This window comes from Paenibacillus sp. FSL R7-0273, from assembly GCF_000758625.1.
GTDB lineage: Bacteria > Bacillota > Bacilli > Paenibacillales > Paenibacillaceae > Paenibacillus_AQ.
This window is the reverse complement of the sequence record NZ_CP009283.1, coordinates 6,108,488-6,127,904: the sequence shown is the minus strand read 5'-3', so window position 1 is coordinate 6,127,904 and position 19,417 is coordinate 6,108,488. Positions and strand designations below refer to the sequence as shown.

The window sequence follows — 19,417 nt, the reverse complement described above, 5'->3', positions numbered from 1 at the left end:
AATGGTGCTCCTTTCTACTCTCCAAGCCGGGGAAGCGGAAGCATGAGCCGTGCCCTGGCCGCAGCCGGTCCATAATCGTCAGCAGCGGTTAGTGAGGCTAGCGCACCGTCTGCCAACAGCCTCCAGGCATGGCCTGACCGGACAGACGGAGCAGCAGAAGGCGGTCCGTAATCAAGGGCGCCGGCAGCAGGATGGCCGAGCAGCACCATAATATCCTGATGCTTGAGCAGCTCCGCCGGTGTGTCACCCGCCTGCAGCAGCAGTTGGAGCAGGCTTGCTCCAGCTGCACCCGCCATCTCCCCGCCGCTCCCCAAGCACTCGCTCACGATCTCCTCGCCGCTCCCCAAGCACTCGCTCACGATCTCCTCGCCGCTCCCCAAGCACTCGCTCACGATCTCCTCGCCGCTCCCCAAGCACTCACTCGCCATCCCCGCACCGCGCCCCGAGCGCTCGCTCACAGCCTCCATGCCACCTCTCGCCAAACTCTCTACTGCCTCCGCGCCCCCCGCCACAGCCTCCGTCGCGGCCGCGAAGCAGCCATCCGCCAGCAGCAGCCCGGCCAGCCGCAATCTATCCGCCGTCATTTGCGGCAGATGATCCTCCAGCCAGCCGGCAAGCTCAGGTCCGCGTCCTGCGCATTTCATGGTTCGTACCAGCCGCGCCAGAAGGGAGGATGGCACGGGATGGAGCTGGGCTGCCCGGGTGTAGCAGACAATGGCTTCCTCTGTTTCTCCGGTTTCCTGGCACAGCTGTCCCAGTGCGGCATACGTCAGATAAGTGCCCATCCCGGATTCCGTATGGTAGCCGGGCGGTGATAGGCCGATGAGCAGCGCCTGCCGGAAGGCCTCCCTGGCCCCCGCAAAAGCTCCAGCCTGCAGCAGCAGAACTCCCCTGATATGGTGAAGGTCAGGATAATCAGGGAAAAGCGCGCAGCCCCGGATGCAGGCATCCATCGCGCCAGCCGGGTCACCCGACATGATCCGGCACCGGATTTCATATTTGTACAGCAGATGGGTGTAGCTGGTATCCGGCTCAGCCTCAGCCAGCGACTGCTTTATATGCTCCAGCGCCCGTGCGTAATCACCAAGCCGCATATACTCGACCGCCGTATTGAACTGGTGAAAGGCATCGCGCGGGTTCAGCTTCAGCTGCTCCTTGAGCAGGCTGAGATTGCGGCTGATTTTATCCTTTTTGGCAACTACTCCGTCAGCATAGCCGTAATGATGAACGCTCACAGTACTCAGGTGCATGGCTGCGGCAGGAGTGGCCTCAACAATGGCTGCGGCAACCTGCTCATGAATAATTCCACTGAACCGGTAGGGCGGGCGGTTGCGGAACATCCGCAGGATAGGATTGACGGTAATGACGGGGGAGGAACGCTCAGTCCCTTTATGATTATGAATCCGCACAAAAAACGCCTCATACTCCACATGCTCCGCACACAGCAGCAGCTCTCCCTTGCTCCCCGCATCCAGCTCCTCATCGGCATCCAGCACAAGAATCCAAGTCCCGCGAGCCTGCTCCAGTCCGGCGTTACGGGCGGCTGCGAAATCTCCGGTCCAGGGAAAAGAGACAATAGCCGCACCAAAGCTGCGGGCAACGGCAACAGTGTCATCTGTAGAGCCCGTATCAACAATAATCAGCTCATCTGCGACTCCGCGCACACTGGTAAGGCACCGTGACAGGTTGCCGGCTTCATTCTTGACGATCATACAGAGTGAGATCAGCGGCTTCCGTTGAAGCTTGCTCATGGCCGTGCACCTACCTGACGCTTGCGCCTGGTCCAGACGGTATGCCAGGGGGTACGTTTCAGCAGGAGGAGGGTGTTATTGACCGCTGCCAGATCCTCAACGACCGGACCATGCTCATAATTTCCGCCAAAGCCCGCCGCTGCCGTCTCCAGATCAGCCCTGGCCAGCTGCAGATAACAGACCGCCAGGGCTGCACGTGCGGCGTCCTCCTGTCCGGCTTGCCCCAGCGCCTGCTGAAACCATCCGGCAGCCTCTTCATAGTGGCCTTTATCATAGAGCAACTCACCGATATAAAAAGCAACCCGCTCCGCCGCCTGTGCATCACCCGCTAACGCTATGAACCGTTCACCTACTTCCTGCACATGGCCTGCCCTATACAGTGCTGCCGCCAGCTCCGCCTGATGATGTATTGAGAAGCCTGCCAGCGTATCAGCCAAAGGATATAGCTGCAGCTCAGCAGCCAGAGGAATCAGCTCGGTCAAAAGCAAGGATAACGCATTGTCGTTGTCACGCAAATGGTCATCTCCATTCTTGTCGGCGCCCTCCTTTGCAGATAGTACGGATCCTCCAGTCACCCGCTGATTGATCTTATGCCAGCTGCTGCGCTGTTCCGGCGGCATCTCAGCCAGCAGCTCTGCCTGCAGAGCAGAGCCCTGTGCCCATATGCAAAGAGCTTCAAGAACACGCAGCTCCTGCAGCAGCACCGGGGTTACGTCTCCGGCAGTCAGCAGGTCCCGGCCTTGGCGGATCAGCGCCATTGCTGCAGCAGCTTCGTCAGTAATGATTCGGGCGCGGACCCTGTGCACAAGCGTAGCCTTTTCCAGCGGAAAAACCTGGTGCGGCAGTCCGCACACAGCCTCATAGGCATCTGCTGCGCAGAGTGCGTTAACGATTGCTGCCCTTCCGGCAGGCTGCTCCGCCGGGACAAGCTGCTGCAGCAAGGCGGCTATGCTGTGGTCAGGCACGTCCAGAGACTGAAAGGAGGTCACGATGCCCAGCAGCGCCGGTGCATATAAGGGCAAATATTGCAGCGAATGGTGGAACAGCCTCGCGGCTTCCTCCGGCTTAGATAGCTGAAGGGCAATCAGCCCCATGCGGTGCAGCGGGCGGAAGGTGGTGATGCCGTGCTCACTGACGTATTTTTCGTGGAAATCAGGATTTTCTGCTAATGCAACGGCCCGCTCATAGGACTGAAAAGCACGCTCCAGCAGCCCCTGGCCCTCCAAGGACTGGCCCAGCAGGTAATGCAGATCCGGGTAATCGCTGTAACGTTCAAGCTCCTTGGCCAGCAGCGCGTCTATCGCACTCATTTTTGCGGCGGACAGATAGATTTTGCCTAAATCGCGGATCATGGCCGGACGGTACGAAGCGGGAAGCGGTGCCCGGCTCAAGGTGTAGCGCAGCAGCTCCTCCGCCTCCTGCAGCTGTCCGTTCTGACAGCAGGCAACCGCCAGATTGTAGCGGTAAAAGTCATCCTCCGGGTGCTCTGCAACGGCGGCGCGCAGCAGCCTTTCGTTGCGTACAGCTTTATTTTTGCGGGACATCATCTCCGGCAGATAGCCGGAATGAAGCAGCTGAACGGTGCTGTGCACAATCGCCTGCGTGCCGTGCCTGCTGATAATGGACTGATCGATGCCCTCATGGATTTTTCCTGAGAAGCAGTAGCCCTGTCCACCCCGGAATAGACGTACAGCCCGGTGGTACAGGCGCTCTTCTGCCTGGTGTCCGATTACATTTTCAATAGTGACGGTAAAAGCCTCGGCTGCTGTATCCGGCAGAAGCTGGCGTATTTTTTCCAGCGGAGTATTCAGCATCTCATCGGCATCAAGGACCAGAATCCAGTCGGTTGCGGCATGGCGGAGTCCGGCATTGCGGGCTTTTGCGAAATCATCCTCCCATTTGTGCCGCAGCACCCTCGCCCCATAGGCTTCAGCGACAGCTATCGAATCATCCTCCGAGCCTGTATCGACAGCAATGATCTCGTCGGCTCCGGCTACGCTTTTCAGACATACAGGCAGCAGTACAGCTTCGTTGCGTATAATCAGATGAACTCCAATGGTAGGTCTGTTCATGAAGAGCTCCTTCCTTGCAGGCACATTCAGCAATCCTGCAGCAGACAGCCGGCTTTGACCGGCATATGTATTACTCCCTGTATCCAGAGGAAGAAAAGAGCACATGACCTTCCATGCACTCTTTGCCTCTACAGGATATGACAGAAGAATAGCTTACGTTCCCTGGGCGTCAAAAATGACATTAATTGCCGAAGCTGCCCCCGGTGTCGCTGATTGATACGAAAGACGGGTGTATTTGAGGAACCGTGCCGGCACAATGACATCTACCGAACCGGCAGGGAGCGGATTATCCCCGGTGGTATCAACAAAATAATTCGTTCCGTCCGCGCTGATTTCAACCCGTGTATTCACCGGATTCGCCCCTGTATTCAGCACGAAGTAGGAGTAGGTACCAAGCACGCTTGTTGTATTTGCGGGAAGCGGAGTGTAAGCATCAGCGGTGGGAATTGCCAGCGTGGCCTGCTCAATAAAGCTGCGCTGTGAGATCGAGGTTACACTGCTTAACGTACCGGCTGTGATCGTAGCGCCAAGCACGCTGGTGATCGTACCGTTCAGCAGGTTGGTTAATGTACCGGCAGTAATCGTAGCCCCAAGCACACTGGTAATCGTACCGTTCAGCAGGTTGGTTACAGTCCCAGCAGAGGACAACGTACCGGCAGTAATCGTAGCGCCAAGCACGCTAGTGATCGTACCATCCAGCAGGTTGGTTACAGTCCCGGCAGAGGACAGGGTACCAGCGGTAATGGTAGCGCCAAGCACGCTAGTGATCGTACCGTTCAGCAGGTTGGTAACAGTTCCGGCAGAGGACAACGTACCAGCGGTAATTGTAGCCCCAAGCACGCTAGTGATCGTACCATTCAGCAGGTTGGTAACAGTTCCGGCGGAGGATAATGTACCAGCAGTAATGGTAGCCCCAAGCACGCTAGTAATCGTACCATCCAGCAGGTTGGTAACAGTCCCGGCGGAGGACAACGTACCGGCAGTGATGGTGGCTCCAAGCACGCTAGTAATCGTACCATCCAGCAGGTTGGTAACAGTCCCGGCAGAGGACAACGTACCGGCAGTAATCGTAGCGCCAAGCACGCTAGTGATCGTACCATCCAGCAGGTTGGTTACAGTCCCGGCGGAGGATAATGTACCGGCAGTAATGGTAGCGCCGAGAACACTGGTGATGGTACCGTCGAGCAGGTTGGTTAACGTACCGGCTGTGATCGTAGCCCCGAGCACACTGGTGATCGTACCATCCAGCAGGTTGGTAACAGTCCCGGCGGAGGACAACGTACCGGCAGTAATGGTAGCCCCGAGCACACTGGTGATGGTACCGTCGAGCAGGTTGGTTAACGTACCAGCAGTAATGGTAGCCCCAAGCACGCTAGTAATCGTACCATCCAGCAGGTTGGTAACAGTCCCGGCAGAGGACAACGTACCGGCAGTAATGGTAGCCCCAAGCACGCTGGTAATCGTCCCATCCAGCAGGTTGGTAACAGTCCCGGCAGAGGACAACGTACCGGCAGTAATGGTAGCCCCAAGAACGCTGGTAATGGTACCGTTCAGCAGGTTGGTAACAGTCCCGGCGGAGGACAACGTACCGGCAGTGATCGTAGCTCCAAGCACGCTGGTGATCGTCCCATCCAGCAGGTTGGTAACAGTCCCGGCGGAGGACAATGTACCGGCAGTAATTGTAGCTCCGAGAACACTAGTAATCGTACCGTTCAGCAGGTTCGTTACCGTACCGGCAGAGGATAAGGTACCGGCGGTGATTGTAGCCCCAAGCACACTAGTAATCGTCCCATCCAGCAGGTTGGTAACAGTCCCGGCGGAGGACAATGTACCGGCAGTAATCGTAGCTCCGAGAACACTAGTAATCGTACCGTTCAGCAGGTTCGTTACCGTACCGGCGGAGGATAAGGTACCGGCGGTGATCGTAGCGCCAAGCACGCTGGTAATGGTACCGTTCAGTATGTTGGTTACTGTACCGGCGGAGGACAGTGTACCGGCGGTAATGGTGGCCCCGAGAACGCTGGTAATGGTTCCGCCCAGGATGACGGTGGTCAGGTTACCGCTGGGATCGGTTGTCAGCGGGAGGTCGTTTAAGGTGGACGGGTCCCGGCCAAAAATGAGCGTGCGCAGATTGTCCGGGTTGGATTGAAACGAGCTATAATTTGGCACAATGGTTCACCCTTTCTTCATAGAATAGAAAAATACAGGACCTGCTCGGGCAAAAGACCCAAACCGTCGTCTGGGTCTTGAACACAATAGGTCTCTGCGTAATGGAATACACGGCAAAGCCTGTACGGCTGCAAATAAGCCATTCGAATGGTGTGATATTAATATATGGCAATGACAAGAGGATGTTTGGGCAATGGAAGCAAAAATACGCAGATTTCCAAACAACCTGCGGCCGCCGGCAGCATAAAATGAAAGTATGCTAGAAAGAGGGGAGAGGCGGGAGAATGCCGAACGATGCTGTTTTTAACCAGAGCAGCCAGCCACTATTTACGGAACAGGTCAACACCTTTATTGCTCCGGCAATCGATTCCTTCCCGGAATCCGATGCGGCCATGTCCGGCCTGCTGTTCTCCATTCCGTTTGCTTCTACAGTAACGACAGCTGCTCCGCTCGTGATTCAGCTGTTTAATCCCGCGGGCAGCGGACGCACGGCCTATATATCACGCGTAACCGCAAGCTCGGCAACGGCTGCAGTAACATTGTCGCTGCTGCGCAACGCAACAGTAACGGGCGCAACGGGGACACCGGTTAATTTTAATTTTGGAAGCAGTGTAACGAGTGTGATGACGGCCCGCACCTCCACTGCAGCACCAACCGGCTCACCGGCCACCCTGGCCTCGCTGCTGCTGGCGGCAGGTCCGGTCATTGTCGATTTTAACGGGCGGATTGTCATCCCCCCGAACAGCTCCCTGACGGTCTCCATCACCATTGCCTCAGGAAGCTCAGCTGCAACCGGCTCGATCAACTGGTGGGAATATTAAAGCGGGAAGGGAGGTATTCCAGTGCCTAACCATTATGTGTTCAATGACAATGATCAGCCGCTTTTTGTGGAAATGACCAATACCTTCCGGTCGCCGGATATTACGGCTCCCCCCGAGCTGGGCGCATCAGAAAGCGCAGTCCTGTTCTCAACCAATGCTTCCGCCAGCGCTACAGTAGTTCTCAGTCTGATCTCGGCCATTATCTCGGTCCGGATTAACAATCCGGCTGGCAGCGGCAGAACGGTCTACATTTCGCGGATTACCGGCAGCATCGGGGGCTCTTCCCTGCTGTCCAACATGTCCGGCACGTTTACGATCGTAAGAGGCGGAACCTTAACCTCGCCTGCAGCCCTGCCTGCGGTGAATAATAATCTGGCCAGTGCCGCATCCAGCGGCATGACGGTGCAGTCCTCTACGTCTGCAATCAGCGGCGGAACAGTGCTGAACAGCTACCAGCTGGCGCCGGGCAGCTTTACCCAATCCTTTACCGGAAGTATTATTGTCCCTCCCGGCAGCTCACTGTGTGCCAACGTAACCTCATCCAGCTCTGCGATCGGCCTGGTCATTACTTCCGCGTTAAGCCTGACGTGGTGGGAGCGCTGAGCTGTCTCCGGCGTAAGAGCTGCCAAGTTTTTAGCGGTATGTCCGGTGCGTTCACTGCGGCACTCCAGCCAGAAATTAAATCCTCCGGCCTTGACGATTACTCCGTTAAGGCTTATTTTGCATGTATTGGATACAATGTAGGTATGCGCATCATATGCTGTATATTTCCAGAGGAAAAGAGGTCTGTTATGGACAGCTGTTTGTTTATCCACGGCTTTACCGGCGGCGAGCATGAGATTTCTCCGTTGTCCCGATACATGGAGCAGCATCAATACCGTTCCAGAACCTTCACGCTTGCAGGCCATGGGGGCGGCAGGCGGGAGCTCAGGCAATCTGACAGATACCGCTGGCTGGAGAGCGCCGAGCATGAGCTGAACAAGCTGCTGGAGGAGCAGGAGGCTGTGCATCTGATCGGATTTTCCACAGGAGCGCTGATTGCCTCCCATTTGTCTGTGCAGTACCGTCCGGTCGTCAAGTCGCTTACCCTGCTGTCAGCTCCCGTCTTCCCGCTAAATCCGCTGGAGATTGTGAGAACACTGGGCAGCCCGGCTATGCTCAGAAATTATCTCAGCAAATTCGGCTCTACGCCGCCAAAAGCCACACGGGAATTCCAGCGCCTCGTCCGTGAGAGCTTTGATATTTATCCGCAGATTACAGCGCCGACCCTGATTGTGCAGGGCACAAGAGACCACCTCGTCAAAACCAAAAGCGCAGGCTTTCTGGAACAGACGATTCCATCCGGACAAAAGCAGGTGCTGATGGTGGAAAAAAGCGGCCATATGGTCTGCCACTGCAGCGATCAGGCACGGGTACTGCAGAAGGTGCTGCATTTCATCAAACAAGCGGAGACTTTATGAGTCTGCGGCTGAAGGGAATTGACAACGTATACAGCAGATGGTAATTTCAAATTAGAGAAACCGGTTTCCCTGGCGAAAATAAGCCGATAATCACTTACATTCAGCAAAAGAGCTGCATCCGCCCCGGGAATCCGGACGATTTTACCTAATGAGGAGACTGTAAAATATGCCGACACGCTGGTTCTTCCATCATACTGCTGAAGATCCGTTTGCCTTTCCCGCCGGACAAGGGGCGCTGAAGCTGCGCCTGTTCGTACCTGCCGGCGAGCAGCTGTGCTGCACCGTCATCCATTCCGACCGTTACGAATCACCCGGAAAGGAGCAGCCGCTGCCGATGGAGAAGATTGGCGCAGCAGGCGTTTATGAGATTCATGAGGCGGTTATCCAGACCGCAACCGGCAGATGCCGTTACATATTCTATGCGGCCAATCCGGCGGGAGATTATGCATGGTATGGAGAGAGGGGCATGGCCGGGAACCGTGAGCATGCCGGGGCCTTTCAATATGCCTATGTACACCGGCCGGAAGCGCTGGCGCTGCCGGCATGGAGCAGCGGAGCGGTTGTATACCAGATTTATCCGAGCAGCTATAATCAGGGGAACCTGCAGGGTATTACTGACAGAATCCCTTATCTTCAGGAGCTGGGCGTTACCGTAATCTATATGACGCCGATTTTTGAATCACCGTCCGGGCATAAATATAATACCTCCGATTATTACCGGATTGATCCCGATTTCGGCACTGCAGACGATTTGAAAAAGCTTGTAGACGAAGCCCACCGGCATGGTATCCGGGTGCTGCTGGATGCGGTGTTCAATCATTCCGGGGATACATTTTTTGCATTCAGGGATGTGCTGGACAAGGGGGAGACTTCGCGGTATAAGGACTGGTTCTTCATCCGCTCTTATCCGGTCAGCCAGCACCCGGAACCGACCTATGAAACCTTTGCCAGAGCGGAAGCGCATATGCCCAAGCTGAATATGAACAATCCGGAGACTGCAGATTATATGCTTGCTGTCGCCAGGCATTGGGTGCGTGAAGCAGGAATCGACGGCTGGAGGCTCGATGTGGCCAATGAGGTAGACCCGCAGTTTTGGACCCGGCTGCGCCGAGAGCTGAAGGCAGAATTTCCCGAGCTGCTGCTGATCGGGGAGATCATGCATGCATCAGGCCAGTGGCTGAGAGGCGACCAGTTTGACGGCGGAATGAATTATGTGCTGCGGGAGGCGGTGCTGGAGTTTTTTGCGCTGCAGTCGGCAGGACCGGCACGTTTTATGGAGCAGCTGCTGCATATAGAGGCGCTGTACAATGACCAGGCCAACTCGGCTATGTTCCAGCTGCTCGGCAGCCATGATACTGAACGTTTTTTGACCGCCTGCAAGGAGAACGGGCGCGGCTGGGACAAGCAGGGAACAGCGCTGGCCCGGATGAAGCAGGCTGTCTTTTTCCAGATGACCTATATCGGTATCCCCATGATCTATTACGGTGATGAGATTGGCATGGAGGGCGCGACGGACCCGCACTGCCGAAAGCCGATGCTGTGGAAGGCTGAGGACCAGAATAAAGAGCTGTATGAATGGTACAGAAAACTTATAGCCTTGAGAAAACAGCATATTATCCTGCAAAAGGGCGCATTCCGCCCATGGTTCACCGATGAAGCCCGAAGTGTCATAGGGTACATGCGCCGCTGGGAGCAGGATAAAATCGCTGTGCTGATCAATCATTCACCGAATGCCTATCAGCTTGAGCTGAGCAGCATCCGCAGTGATAAAAACGTGCTGACCGAGCTGCTCAGCGGACTGACAATCCGCAACAACGAAAAAATAGTTGTAGAGCTTGAACCGTTCGGCTGTATGTTGCTGTATTGACGGCTATCTGCTTTTCTTGTTTTTCCGGGCGCGGTATTCCTGATTCTCCCACTGCTTCAGCAGCGGATACGGGTCAAAGGCCCATTCTGTAATACCGCGGTCACGGTAGATGCCGTAATGCAGATGCGGAGGGAACTTGCCCTGGGTACCAGGACTGCCGTAGCCCGAACTGCCGACCCAGCCGACGATTTGACCCGGCGTTACAATATCCCCGCGGGCAACAGATTTGTCGTAGCCGGATAAATGCGCATAGTAGTGGTAGCGGTTTTCGATATCACGGATGCCGATCCGCCAGCCGCCGTAGCGGTTCCAGCCCTTCGTCTCGACAATCCCGAAGCAGGTGCTGCGTACAGGCATACCGTGGGGGGCAAAAAGATCTGTCCCTTCATGGATACGTGCGCCTCCCCAGCTCCGGCCGGTTCCCCAGGTGCTGCGGTAGGCATAGGAGTTGCCGATGGGCAGCGGAAAGGCGCTGCCGGACAGGTCAAGCCGCCCGAAATGCTCGTACAGCCTGGCAAACTGGTTAACCCGCTGCGCGGCACGGCCGTTATGATAGTACTCCCAGATGCCGATACTGAAGTCACTTGCGGAGGTCCCGTATTTCAGCAGATGCCTGGCCATGCTGTAGAGCAGGTCGGCATCATTGTCCGGATCGGCATTGCCGTCCCCGGAGCCGTCGTAGCCCATCCCGCCAAAAAAGGAAATCGACTCCGGCGAGGTGTCTGCCTGATCCGGGTTCAGCGGCCCGGCCCATACCGGGGCAGGGATGCTGATACCGGTAATGCGTGAGGAGTCCGGGGCTTCCTTGGCGGACTTCTTTTTGGCGATGGTCCGCTCGTACTGGTCAATCGCGGCGAAGCGGAACCAGGGAATGCCGGTGGCCGCGCTCATCTGTTCATATAGTTCCTTCCGTGCAGCCAGCGGGTCCGCTTTGCCGGCGGCAGAGGCGGCTGCCCGGTCTGCACTGCACAGCATAAGGGCTGCGGCAAGGCACAGCACGGTTCTCCAAGTTGCTTTTCTTTTGCGCAGGGCCAGCATGATAACTACCTCCTGTATACAATCAGCTCAGCAAGAGCTGCCGGATGCTTTTGTTATAGAGTGAGGCAAAGTGCTGCATTTTATCCGCATCTGTCTAAAGGTACCAGTAAGCCTCAGAGAAATCCGTGCAGGCAAATTTCACAAAAACAGGCAATCGCCCATTGCACATGCTATAATATGAGGCAACGGCTACGTTGAAACTTTTACAGTTGAAAGGCAGGCGACACGCGCTTGATCGTTATAGGTGGAAAAGGCTACGAGCTGATGCTCGACCATAAAGACGGCTGGAACCCGGAGGCATTCCGCGGGCGGTACAGCGAGGTGCTGGACCGTTATGATTATATTATTGGTGACTGGGGCTACAGCCAGCTGCGGCTGAAGGGGTTTTTCCGGGATAACCATCCCAAGGTAAACCGTGATACGGCGATTTCCGGCATGGTTGATTATATTAATGAATACTGCAACTTCGGCTGCGCGTATTTTGTGCTGCATAAATCGAAAGAAATGCCCAAAGAAGGGGAATACAAGGATATTCTGATCAAAGAGGTTTCTGAACCCGCAGCGGCGGCGGAGGATTCCAAGCCGGAGCAGACGGAACCTGCGGCAACGGTCAGAGTACACCGTGAAGGCCCGAACAGAGCTGCGGACCGTAACAAGGACGGGGGAGCCGGCAGAGAGCATGCAGGCTCAGGTAAAGAGCGGCCTGTACGCGAGCATCAGAGCCGGAATCACCGGAACAAGGATGCACAAGGCAAGAAGAGCTATAAGGACTCCCAGAACAGGCAGCATAATCAGAAACAGAACCACAATCAGAAAGAGAATCACAACCAGAAAGAGAATCACAACCAGAAAGACAATGCGAACCAGAACCAGAAAGACAATGCGAACCAGAACCAGAAAGACAACGCGAACCAGAACCAGTCAAATAATCCTTCGATTTAATCCGGCTTGAGATCTGCAGTCAAACCAAAGAGCATCCCGGCAGCCATTTATGATGGCTGCCGGGGTGCTCTTTAGTATATTGATTTATTTTACAGATAATTTCAGCTGATTGGCTGCAGCATTGTAGCTCCAGGTGAAGGCCGGGAATTTCTTGGCGAACGCGCTGACATCGATCAGCGTCTCATCATTTTTGGATATGGCTTCTTTGGAGGCCAGGGTGAAACCAAAGGCTTTGCCGGCTCCGTTCGTAAATACAGCCTTCTTGTTCTTGGCATCCCAGGCAATATCGCATTCAACAAGGGCAGCCAGCACGCGTGCCGAGGCATACACTTTGTTATTCTGCTTCAGCAGACCGATATTTCCGGCAAAAGCATGGCCGTTGACGTCCAGGATATGGTTGTCGCCCGCAAGCGTAATTGTGGTCATGCCGGCAATCCGCAGGGCAGCTACCAGCTGTGCCGTTTTGCCTTGAACCTCAATGTCCGGAGCGAGACCGACATGGTTGAAATCCTCCTTGTTCGGAGTCAGGTATTTCATCGTAGTCAGCTTCAGCATATCACCGTTAGATACGGGGAGCAGGCTCTGAATCCGGGCCTTTCCGTATGAGCGGGTGCCGACAATGGTAGCCAGCTTGTTATCACGCAAAGCACCGGTCAGCGCTTCGGAGGCACTAGCTGTATATTCATTAGTGAGCACGACGACCGGAACCCCGATCTTGCTGCCGTCTGTAATGGTTTCAGGCACCAGCCGGCCATCCTGGGCAGCGGTATACATCATGATGCCGGAATCTATAAACATGGAAGCAATGTTGTAGGCAGAGTCCATATAGCCGCCGGTGTTGTCACGAAGGTCAAGAACCAGTGATTTCATGCCTGCTGCACGCATACTTGCAAGGACCTTGGCGAATTCCTCATCGGCAGTCTGGCTGAAGCCCGTAATGGCAATATAGGCTGTATTACTGCCGACGATTTGGCCGGTCACAGATGCATTGGTAATGGCATTGCGCGTAACGACGATCGTTTTGCTGGCTCCGTTTCTGCTGATCAGCAGGGTAACCTTGGTTCCGGCTGCTCCTGCCAGCTCTTCGCCGGAAGTTTCGCTGATCGCAACCCCGTTAATTTTGAGAATGGTATCCCCGCGCTTCAATCCTGCCTGCTCTGCCGGCGAGCCGGGCATAACCTCTTCAATATACAGCTCTTTGGAGGTATAGATATACATCAGACGGATGCCGATGCCTACATATTCCAAATCCACCTGATGCTCAAATTCAGCTGCTTCCTCCTGATCAAAGTAGACGCTGTACGGATCATCGAGCGAGTTGACCATGCCGTCAATAGCGCCGCGGATCAGTGTATCCCGGTCAACGCCCTCAACATTGTAGCTTTCGAGATACTGCATGATCTCGTTGATCAGATCGGTGTTCGAGCTGGCTTGCGCAGTATCCGCTGCCAGTGCTGCCGGTGAGAAGACAAGGGATAAAGCCAGACAGCCGCTTACAACAGCGGAGATCATTTTTGCCGGTTTCATAAAATAGATACACCCTTTAAATGGATTTGTAGTTGCATTAGGCAACTTATGATTGCGGATGGCCGGTCAGCTAGTCAAGATAATAGAAATCATCAATCATCCAGCCGCCGGTCTCTGTCTGATAATAGATGAAGATCATAGTCTGATCCACGCTTTCTCCATCTGCGGCATCCTTGACGGTTGTTTGCGCATAGACAGCAGCTTCACCGTCAGCAAAGTAATAGATGTTAGATTGATTCAAAGTATAACTTAAGTCGAATTCGCTGAAGAATTCCTCCAGGGATGCCCGGGTATCCGTATCATATTCTTCATCGTAGGAGTACATTTGAGCGAGTGTGGCACTTGCATCCTCGGCAGACATAGCCTGGAAATACTTCGCCAGACTCTCTTTAATAGCAGCCGCATCGCCCTGTGGTACAGTTGCAGCCTTCATTCCCTGCTCCTTGGTGAGCAGCACGGTTCTGTCCTCGTTGGTGATTTCGGAGATCTTCCATGTTCCGTTCACACGCACAAGGCTGTACAGATACTCGCTCCGCTCATCAGGAATATAATATCCGCCGGTCCGGATCTCCTTTTCAACCGTGTAAGCAGTCGCTTCGTTCCCCTGGATGCTGAGAACCTTGAGTGATTCAAGCGTGGTTTTTATATCATAGCTCTGGAAAAAATAACTGAGCGAGGTCACCTGGTCAGTTAAGCTGTCTGCATCATCAACAAGGGAATAGTAGCTGACCGCCTTCTCCTCATTGTAGTACTGGATAGCCTGCTTGATCAGCGCTGTAATAGCCTGCTCGTCGCTTGCTGCTGTTGTGGCGGCGGTTGTAATCTTCACGCTTCTGCTGGAGGCGTCCCACACCGCAGTGCCTCCGGTGGCTTCAGCTACAAAACGGAGCGGAATGTAGGTTGTGCCGTTGCTGGATACAGGGGCAACCGTCAGTTTTTTGACCGTACCGTTGACTGTAGCCAGCTTGCTGCCGATCTTGAGGGAAATGGTGAGGTTTGGGCTGGAGCCGGTCACTGTTCCGGTTGCGGCATCCCAGAGCACCTGCATGCCAAGCTTCTCAAAAACAACCCGGAACGGCACCAGCACGGAGTTGTTGTTCAGATAAGGCGTACCGGCCGGAAAGGTTAGATTAGTGCCGTTAACATAGACCGAAATAGGCTTTTCTGCCGCAAAGGCAGGGACGGACAGGACGAGTGCCAGCAGGCTGGTCCCGATAATGGCTGAGCATTTTTTCAACTAGATTTCTCCCCTTTATAGTTAACAAACTCTATGTAAAATAGGTTCATTATACCATTAGAATTTTTTCTCTGTCTATCCATTCATGTCAGCAATAATAGAAAACTTTGTAAAATTTCCTGCGCATAAAAAAACCGGGACTGCTGTTGTATCCCGGTTGAACTGCATCATGCTGGAAATCAGATGCTCTAGATGAGAAAAGCTTCACGGACGCGGTTCCAGAAGGGGAACGGCCGGTACCTGGCGAAGCTGATTTTTTTGTCTGACACCTGGCAGCGGACAGAGATAAGATCATCAACTGGAATGTTGATATGGTCTACTGTCAGAAGAAGGCGCTGCTCTTTGCGTGAATAAATATCGCAGTGATGATGCTTCGGCAGCAGAAGCGGCGAGCCCATCGTGCGGAACACGCGGTTGTTGATGGAGGCGATCTCGGAAATCTGCAGCGCATCGATCGAAGGGTGCATCATGGCACCGCCAAGGCTTTTGTTATAGGCTGTGCTGCCCGACGGGGTGGAGACACAAAGGCCGTCGCCCCGGAACATCTCAAAGTTATCATCGTTGATGTCCACCTGGATGACCACAGTCCCGTCAACGCCCTTAAGCGTAAATTCGTTCAAGGCTATATGGGAGGTGGATCCGGACTTCTTATGGATCTCCAGCTCAAGCAGCGGGTACCTTACGATACGCGGCTTGTGCGGCGGAAGATCCGTGGTGCCGCACATATGGTCGATCAGGGCTGGCAGCTCTTCCGCCTGCCAGTCGGCATAAAAGCCCAGATGCCCGGTATGCACGCCCACAAAGGCAAGATTGGGAATCTGATCAATGAACGTGTGAAAGGCATGCAGCATCGTTCCGTCCCCGCCAATCGAAATGACGATTTCCGGGGATTCTGCATCCAGTATCAGGCCTCGCTCCGCCGCCAGCTTGTGAAATTGCTCCGCAAGTTTGATGGACAATTCGTCTCCGCGGTCCAGAACATAATATCTCAAGATGTACAGGCTCCTTTGTATGTTTCAGTCATACAAAGATCATAATCAATCTTGAACTGGAACACAATATAAGGGCCTGCAAAGAATCGCTGACGGCGGTGCATAATCTGCGGAAGCCGGAACAGGGCTGTGCCAATTCAGGGCTGCCGCAGCCGCCGGGTAAACTGCTTTAGCAGCCAGATTATCAGCGACAGCAGGAGGGCCGCTCCGAGGAGCAGACCCAGCAGGGCCAGGCTGGCGGCAAAGGCTGAGCCCGGTGATCCCGTGAAGCCGGAGGCGGCCGGTAAGGTACTGAAGCCGGCGGACAGACCTGAGCCGGCAACAGGCTTCCAGAGCAGCAGCAGCAGGACTGCCGCCAGCAGGCCGTGCACCAGCCTTGCAGCCATAAAGGGCAGATAGCGCAGGCCGGTCCCGTTCAGGATGCTCGCCACCTGGGCATGTACGGACAATCCTCCCCAGGAGAGGATAAAGGCCGCCGCTGCCGCCTTGAACTGCAGCGGGATGGAGGAGGCCGCTTCACCAGCGGAACGGGCGCCGATGGTTACCTCAAAGAAGCCGCTGGCCAGCGCTGCGGACAGCTGCTGGGGGAAGCCGGCCAGGGACAGCACGCTGCCCAGGATGCTGAACAGTGCAGTCATAACGCCTGCACGGGTAAGCAGCTCCATCAGCACATTGAAGAATACCACCAGTCCGCCGACGACAATAATAAGCTGCAGGGAGGACTGGATGGAGCTTTTCAGCAGCTCCCCGAAGCTCCGTCCGTCCCTGCGCCGGGCTTCGGCCATGGAGCTTAGCGCCAGGCGGAGCCGGCCCTTGGCCGGCTGTAGGGACGCTGGCTGAGCTGTCGCTGCTTCTGCCGGCTGCGGGTCAGCATACTTGTCCCCCCGTCCGTGAAAGGACATCAGCAGGCCGACAATCAGGCCTCCGCCATAATGTGCAAGCGCCAGCACCAGCCCAAGGGAGGCATCGTGGAAAAAGCCGACGGATACGGCACCCAGCAGAAAAATCGGGTCTGAGGAGGTGGTAAATGCCACGAGGCGCTCTCCCTCCGCCCGGCTGACCAGCTGCTGCTCGCGGAGCTTGGCGGTTAGCTTGGCGCCGACAGGATACCCGGACACATAGCCCATTGCCGCGACAAAGCCGCCGCTGCCGGGGATATTGAACAGCGGGCGCATCAGGGGGTCAAGCAGCGCTCCGAACAGATGAACCACACCGAAGCCCAGCAGCATTTCAGAGATAACGAAGAAGGGAAACAGTGAGGGAAAGAGCACGTCCCACCAGATCGCCAGCCCGCGCAGGGCCGCAGCAAGCGTACTGGCCGGGTACACCAGCATCAGCATCATGCAGCAGGCCAGAAGCAGGCCGGGCAGCGGCCCCCCAAGCTTTTTCAGAGTCATCAGCAACGCCTCCCGGTCTATGCTTAGATGTATGCGGAAAGTTGGACAAACAGCACAAAAAAAACAGGAAAGCGGTTGCAGAAATCTGTGTTTTTCAGCCTTTATTATGGTATTATAAAAAAGAATAAACGGAATAACAGGGATGGAGTGATGGTGATGAGTGTAGTTGCCGGAGTTCTGGTTTGTGCTTTTGTATATGTAATCCGGGTCTCGCTCGTCCCTCCAGGTGATGAGGAGTTCAGGACCTATTAAATAATGTACCGGGTGCTAAACTTCGTTTAGCGCCCTTTTTTTAGAGCTGTTTTCAGTGTCCATGCAAAGTCCCTGGTTAGGCATCCATGCAAAGGCCCCACTTTGTGGGGTTATTTTGGTATAATAAAAAGGACGTACATTAATATGGAAGAAAGCTGGTAACCTCCATGAATCCAAACCAAAGTTTGTATGACAATCTGGGAGGCGCTGAGGGCCTTCACCGGCTGGTAGAAGTGTTCTATTCCAAGGTGCAGCTTCATCCGCAGCTCAGCCCGTTGTTCCCTGAAGATATCATTCCTGTTATGGAAAAGCAGTTTCAGTTTCTCAGCCAGTTTTTTGGCGGGCCGGCGCTTTTTTCGGAGCAGCACGGACATCCGATGATGCGGGCCAGACATATGCACGTTCCCATCACGCCGGAGCGCGCTGAAGAATGGCTGGACTGCATGAAAGACGCATTGGAGGAGACGGGAGTCGCTGAGCCGCTCCGTTCCGTTGTGCTGAGCCGGCTGTCCGGACCCGCACATCATTTTGTCAATATGCCCGAGGAATAATGAGCCGTTGATGGTGAAAGGATGAGGGCATTTTGTCAGAATTGATTCCCTTGTATTCGATAAAGGTCATTTGCATTAATTGTGAACACGAGTTTTCCACCTCACGGGTCCGTCCGAGCCTGAAACGGGCCATCCGCCGTGACGCAGATTTCTGCTCCTATTATAAGGATGAGAATCCCGATTACTATGTGGTTCGTGTCTGCCCGAGCTGCGGCTTCGCCTCCACCGAGAACTCTGCTGATAAGCTGGCTGAATGGCAGCGGAAGGCTTTTAATGAGCAGGTGGGGAGCAGGTGGCAGTCCCGTGATTTCGGCGGCAAGCGCACCTGGGATACCGCTCTCGAAACGTACAAGCTTGCGCTGATCTGTGCGCAGTGTATTCAGGATAAATCACGGATAATCGCCAGCCATCTGCACCATATTGCCTGGATGTACCGTTACACGGGGGATTCTGAGCAGGAGCAGCGCTTTCTGCGCTTTTCGCTGGAGGAATACATCCGGGTATTTGAAAATGACGGGATGGGCGGCAACGATGCCCGCCTGATGTTTCTGATCGGCGAGCTGCACCGCCGGGTGGGGGAGTATGCGAAAGCGGTCAGGTGGTTCTCCCGTCTGATTAATGACCAGCGGATTATGGATGCTGCGATGATCCGGGCAGCCCGTGAGCAATGGACGCTGCTCCGCGAGCAGATGCGCGGTGAGGATTCAGATCCGGACGGCCTGCCGTCAGACTTTATCCTGTAGCGCTTAATTAACAAAAAAAAGCGCAAACAAGGGAGCTCCCTTGTTTGCGCATTATGTGGCTGCTCAGCGCACGGCACGGTCAAACAGCAGGTAATCTGCATCATTGTCGATAACCGTCGGACTTGTGCTGCAGCAGGGGAATACGAGCAGTCTTTTTTTGCCGTCACGGATGAGCTGGAGCTCTTTCGGCCTGACCGGCAGCAGTACGTTCTCCTTGCCGCAGAAGGGACAGCTCTGCACATACAGGTCTCCGTAAATGATGTCATAAGGCCAGGTGTGGCTGAACGGAATCATTCTTGTTCCTTCTCAGGCGGTGCTTCCGTTCCGGCGTCCGTGGTCTGCTTCTTGGCCAGCTCGGCGACTTTCTGCAGCAAAATATGTTGAGGCATATGCATCAGGTGTTCCAGAGGAACGCCTAGCTGTTTGGATAGGGTAACGGCCGTTTCCGGCGAAATCTGCAGCGGCTTCATGTTGCAGCCCTCCTTCTGGGAATGTGTTAATTTGCTGTGCGGCAGCGCTTGCTGCAAGCACAGTTTTCGTATTCACTTTACCATGGCGCACTGCCAAATACAAAGAAAACCCAATATGAGCAAAGGAA

Annotated in this window: 17 protein-coding genes; 7 read left to right on the top strand and 10 right to left on the bottom strand. The window is 54.9% G+C overall.

Annotated features, from left to right (window positions below; translation table 11 throughout):
• Positions 1-14: 14 nt before the first annotated feature.
• The 3 genes from R70723_RS32380 to R70723_RS34155 form a co-directional block, all read right to left on the bottom strand.
• Positions 15-1,751, bottom strand: a complete 1,737-nt coding sequence (locus tag R70723_RS32380) for a tetratricopeptide repeat-containing glycosyltransferase family 2 protein (RefSeq protein ID WP_052421478.1) — start codon at positions 1,749-1,751, stop codon at positions 15-17.
• Positions 1,748-3,823, bottom strand: a complete 2,076-nt coding sequence (locus R70723_RS26375; RefSeq protein ID WP_039876939.1) for a glycosyltransferase family 2 protein — start codon at positions 3,821-3,823, stop codon at positions 1,748-1,750. The genes R70723_RS32380 and R70723_RS26375 overlap by 4 nt, the downstream gene beginning before the upstream one ends.
• Positions 3,824-3,976: 153 nt before the next feature.
• Positions 3,977-5,992, bottom strand: a complete 2,016-nt coding sequence (locus R70723_RS34155) for a DUF6385 domain-containing protein (RefSeq protein WP_231574783.1) — start codon at positions 5,990-5,992, stop codon at positions 3,977-3,979.
• Positions 5,993-6,276: 284 nt separating this feature from the next.
• Between R70723_RS34155 and R70723_RS26360 the strand changes: the two genes are divergently transcribed.
• From R70723_RS26360 to R70723_RS26345, 4 genes are all read left to right on the top strand, one after another.
• A complete protein-coding gene (locus R70723_RS26360) occupies positions 6,277-6,813 on the top strand; it encodes a hypothetical protein (protein WP_039876936.1) in 537 nt (178 codons plus the stop codon).
• A gap of 21 nt (positions 6,814-6,834) precedes the next feature.
• Positions 6,835-7,416 (top strand): hypothetical protein, encoded by a 582-nt coding sequence (locus tag R70723_RS26355; protein ID WP_039876934.1) that lies wholly within the window; start codon positions 6,835-6,837, stop codon positions 7,414-7,416.
• A 188-nt stretch (positions 7,417-7,604) separates the two neighbouring features.
• Positions 7,605-8,273: an alpha/beta hydrolase gene (locus R70723_RS26350; RefSeq protein WP_039876931.1), complete on the top strand. Its 669-nt coding sequence runs from the start codon at positions 7,605-7,607 to the stop codon at positions 8,271-8,273.
• A gap of 166 nt (positions 8,274-8,439) precedes the next feature.
• Positions 8,440-10,140: an alpha amylase N-terminal ig-like domain-containing protein gene (locus tag R70723_RS26345; RefSeq protein ID WP_039876930.1), complete on the top strand. Its 1,701-nt coding sequence runs from the start codon at positions 8,440-8,442 to the stop codon at positions 10,138-10,140.
• Between the two features lie 3 nt (positions 10,141-10,143).
• Here the strand turns inward: R70723_RS26345 and R70723_RS26340 are convergent, their stop codons facing one another.
• Positions 10,144-11,178 carry a M23 family metallopeptidase gene (locus R70723_RS26340; RefSeq protein ID WP_039876928.1) on the bottom strand — a complete coding sequence of 345 codons (1,035 nt, stop codon included), beginning with the start codon at positions 11,176-11,178 and terminating at the stop codon, positions 10,144-10,146.
• Positions 11,179-11,409: 231 nt separating this feature from the next.
• Between R70723_RS26340 and R70723_RS33850 the strand changes: the two genes are divergently transcribed.
• On the top strand, positions 11,410-12,120 hold the full coding sequence (locus R70723_RS33850) for a YutD family protein (protein ID WP_076418505.1): 711 nt from the start codon (positions 11,410-11,412) through the stop codon (positions 12,118-12,120).
• A gap of 84 nt (positions 12,121-12,204) precedes the next feature.
• Here the strand turns inward: R70723_RS33850 and R70723_RS26330 are convergent, their stop codons facing one another.
• The 4 genes from R70723_RS26330 to ylbJ all read right to left on the bottom strand — a co-directional run bounded on the left by R70723_RS26330 (position 12,205) and on the right by ylbJ (position 17,273).
• Complete coding sequence (locus R70723_RS26330; RefSeq protein WP_039876927.1) at positions 12,205-13,647, bottom strand: S41 family peptidase; 1,443 nt, start codon at positions 13,645-13,647, stop codon at positions 12,205-12,207.
• 70 nt (positions 13,648-13,717) lie between these two features.
• Entirely contained in the window at positions 13,718-14,884 is a 1,167-nt protein-coding gene (locus tag R70723_RS32375) for a copper amine oxidase N-terminal domain-containing protein (protein ID WP_052421477.1), read from the bottom strand.
• 188 nt (positions 14,885-15,072) lie between these two features.
• Entirely contained in the window at positions 15,073-15,876 is an 804-nt protein-coding gene (locus tag R70723_RS26320) for an NAD kinase (protein ID WP_039876925.1), read from the bottom strand.
• Positions 15,877-16,013: 137 nt separating this feature from the next.
• Positions 16,014-17,273, bottom strand: coding sequence for a sporulation integral membrane protein YlbJ (gene ylbJ, locus R70723_RS26315; RefSeq protein WP_039876922.1), 1,260 nt, complete (start codon positions 17,271-17,273; stop codon positions 16,014-16,016).
• Between the two features lie 419 nt (positions 17,274-17,692).
• Between ylbJ and R70723_RS26310 the strand changes: the two genes are divergently transcribed.
• Positions 17,693-18,076: a globin domain-containing protein gene (locus tag R70723_RS26310; protein WP_039876920.1), complete on the top strand. Its 384-nt coding sequence runs from the start codon at positions 17,693-17,695 to the stop codon at positions 18,074-18,076.
• Between the two features lie 32 nt (positions 18,077-18,108).
• Entirely contained in the window at positions 18,109-18,819 is a 711-nt protein-coding gene (locus R70723_RS26305; RefSeq protein ID WP_039876916.1) for a DUF2225 domain-containing protein, read from the top strand.
• Positions 18,820-18,882: 63 nt separating this feature from the next.
• Here R70723_RS26305 and R70723_RS26300 read toward each other — a convergent pair whose 3' ends face one another.
• Entirely contained in the window at positions 18,883-19,113 is a 231-nt protein-coding gene (locus R70723_RS26300) for a hypothetical protein (RefSeq protein ID WP_039876915.1), read from the bottom strand.
• Positions 19,110-19,289: a YycC family protein gene (locus R70723_RS26295; protein ID WP_039876914.1), complete on the bottom strand. Its 180-nt coding sequence runs from the start codon at positions 19,287-19,289 to the stop codon at positions 19,110-19,112. Before R70723_RS26295 ends, R70723_RS26300 begins: the two co-directional genes overlap by 4 nt.
• Positions 19,290-19,417: the final 128 nt, after the last annotated feature.

Excerpts from the sequence above, each read along its gene's own strand:
- R70723_RS32380 (WP_052421478.1), bottom strand. The coding sequence starts at position 1,751 with ATGAGCAAGCTTCAACGGAAGCCGCTGATCTCACTCTGTATGATCGTC.
- R70723_RS26375 (WP_039876939.1), bottom strand. The coding sequence starts at position 3,823 with ATGAACAGACCTACCATTGGAGTTCATCTGATTATACGCAACGAAGCT.
- R70723_RS26360 (WP_039876936.1), top strand. The coding sequence starts at position 6,277 with ATGCCGAACGATGCTGTTTTTAACCAGAGCAGCCAGCCACTATTTACG.
- R70723_RS26350 (WP_039876931.1), top strand. The coding sequence starts at position 7,605 with ATGGACAGCTGTTTGTTTATCCACGGCTTTACCGGCGGCGAGCATGAG.
- R70723_RS26345 (WP_039876930.1), top strand. The coding sequence starts at position 8,440 with ATGCCGACACGCTGGTTCTTCCATCATACTGCTGAAGATCCGTTTGCC.
- R70723_RS26340 (WP_039876928.1), bottom strand. The coding sequence starts at position 11,178 with ATGCTGGCCCTGCGCAAAAGAAAAGCAACTTGGAGAACCGTGCTGTGC.
- R70723_RS26330 (WP_039876927.1), bottom strand. The coding sequence starts at position 13,647 with ATGAAACCGGCAAAAATGATCTCCGCTGTTGTAAGCGGCTGTCTGGCT.
- ylbJ (WP_039876922.1), bottom strand. The coding sequence starts at position 17,273 with ATGACTCTGAAAAAGCTTGGGGGGCCGCTGCCCGGCCTGCTTCTGGCC.
- R70723_RS26310 (WP_039876920.1), top strand. The coding sequence starts at position 17,693 with ATGAATCCAAACCAAAGTTTGTATGACAATCTGGGAGGCGCTGAGGGC.
- R70723_RS26300 (WP_039876915.1), bottom strand. The coding sequence starts at position 19,113 with ATGATTCCGTTCAGCCACACCTGGCCTTATGACATCATTTACGGAGAC.
- R70723_RS26295 (WP_039876914.1), bottom strand. The coding sequence starts at position 19,289 with ATGAAGCCGCTGCAGATTTCGCCGGAAACGGCCGTTACCCTATCCAAA.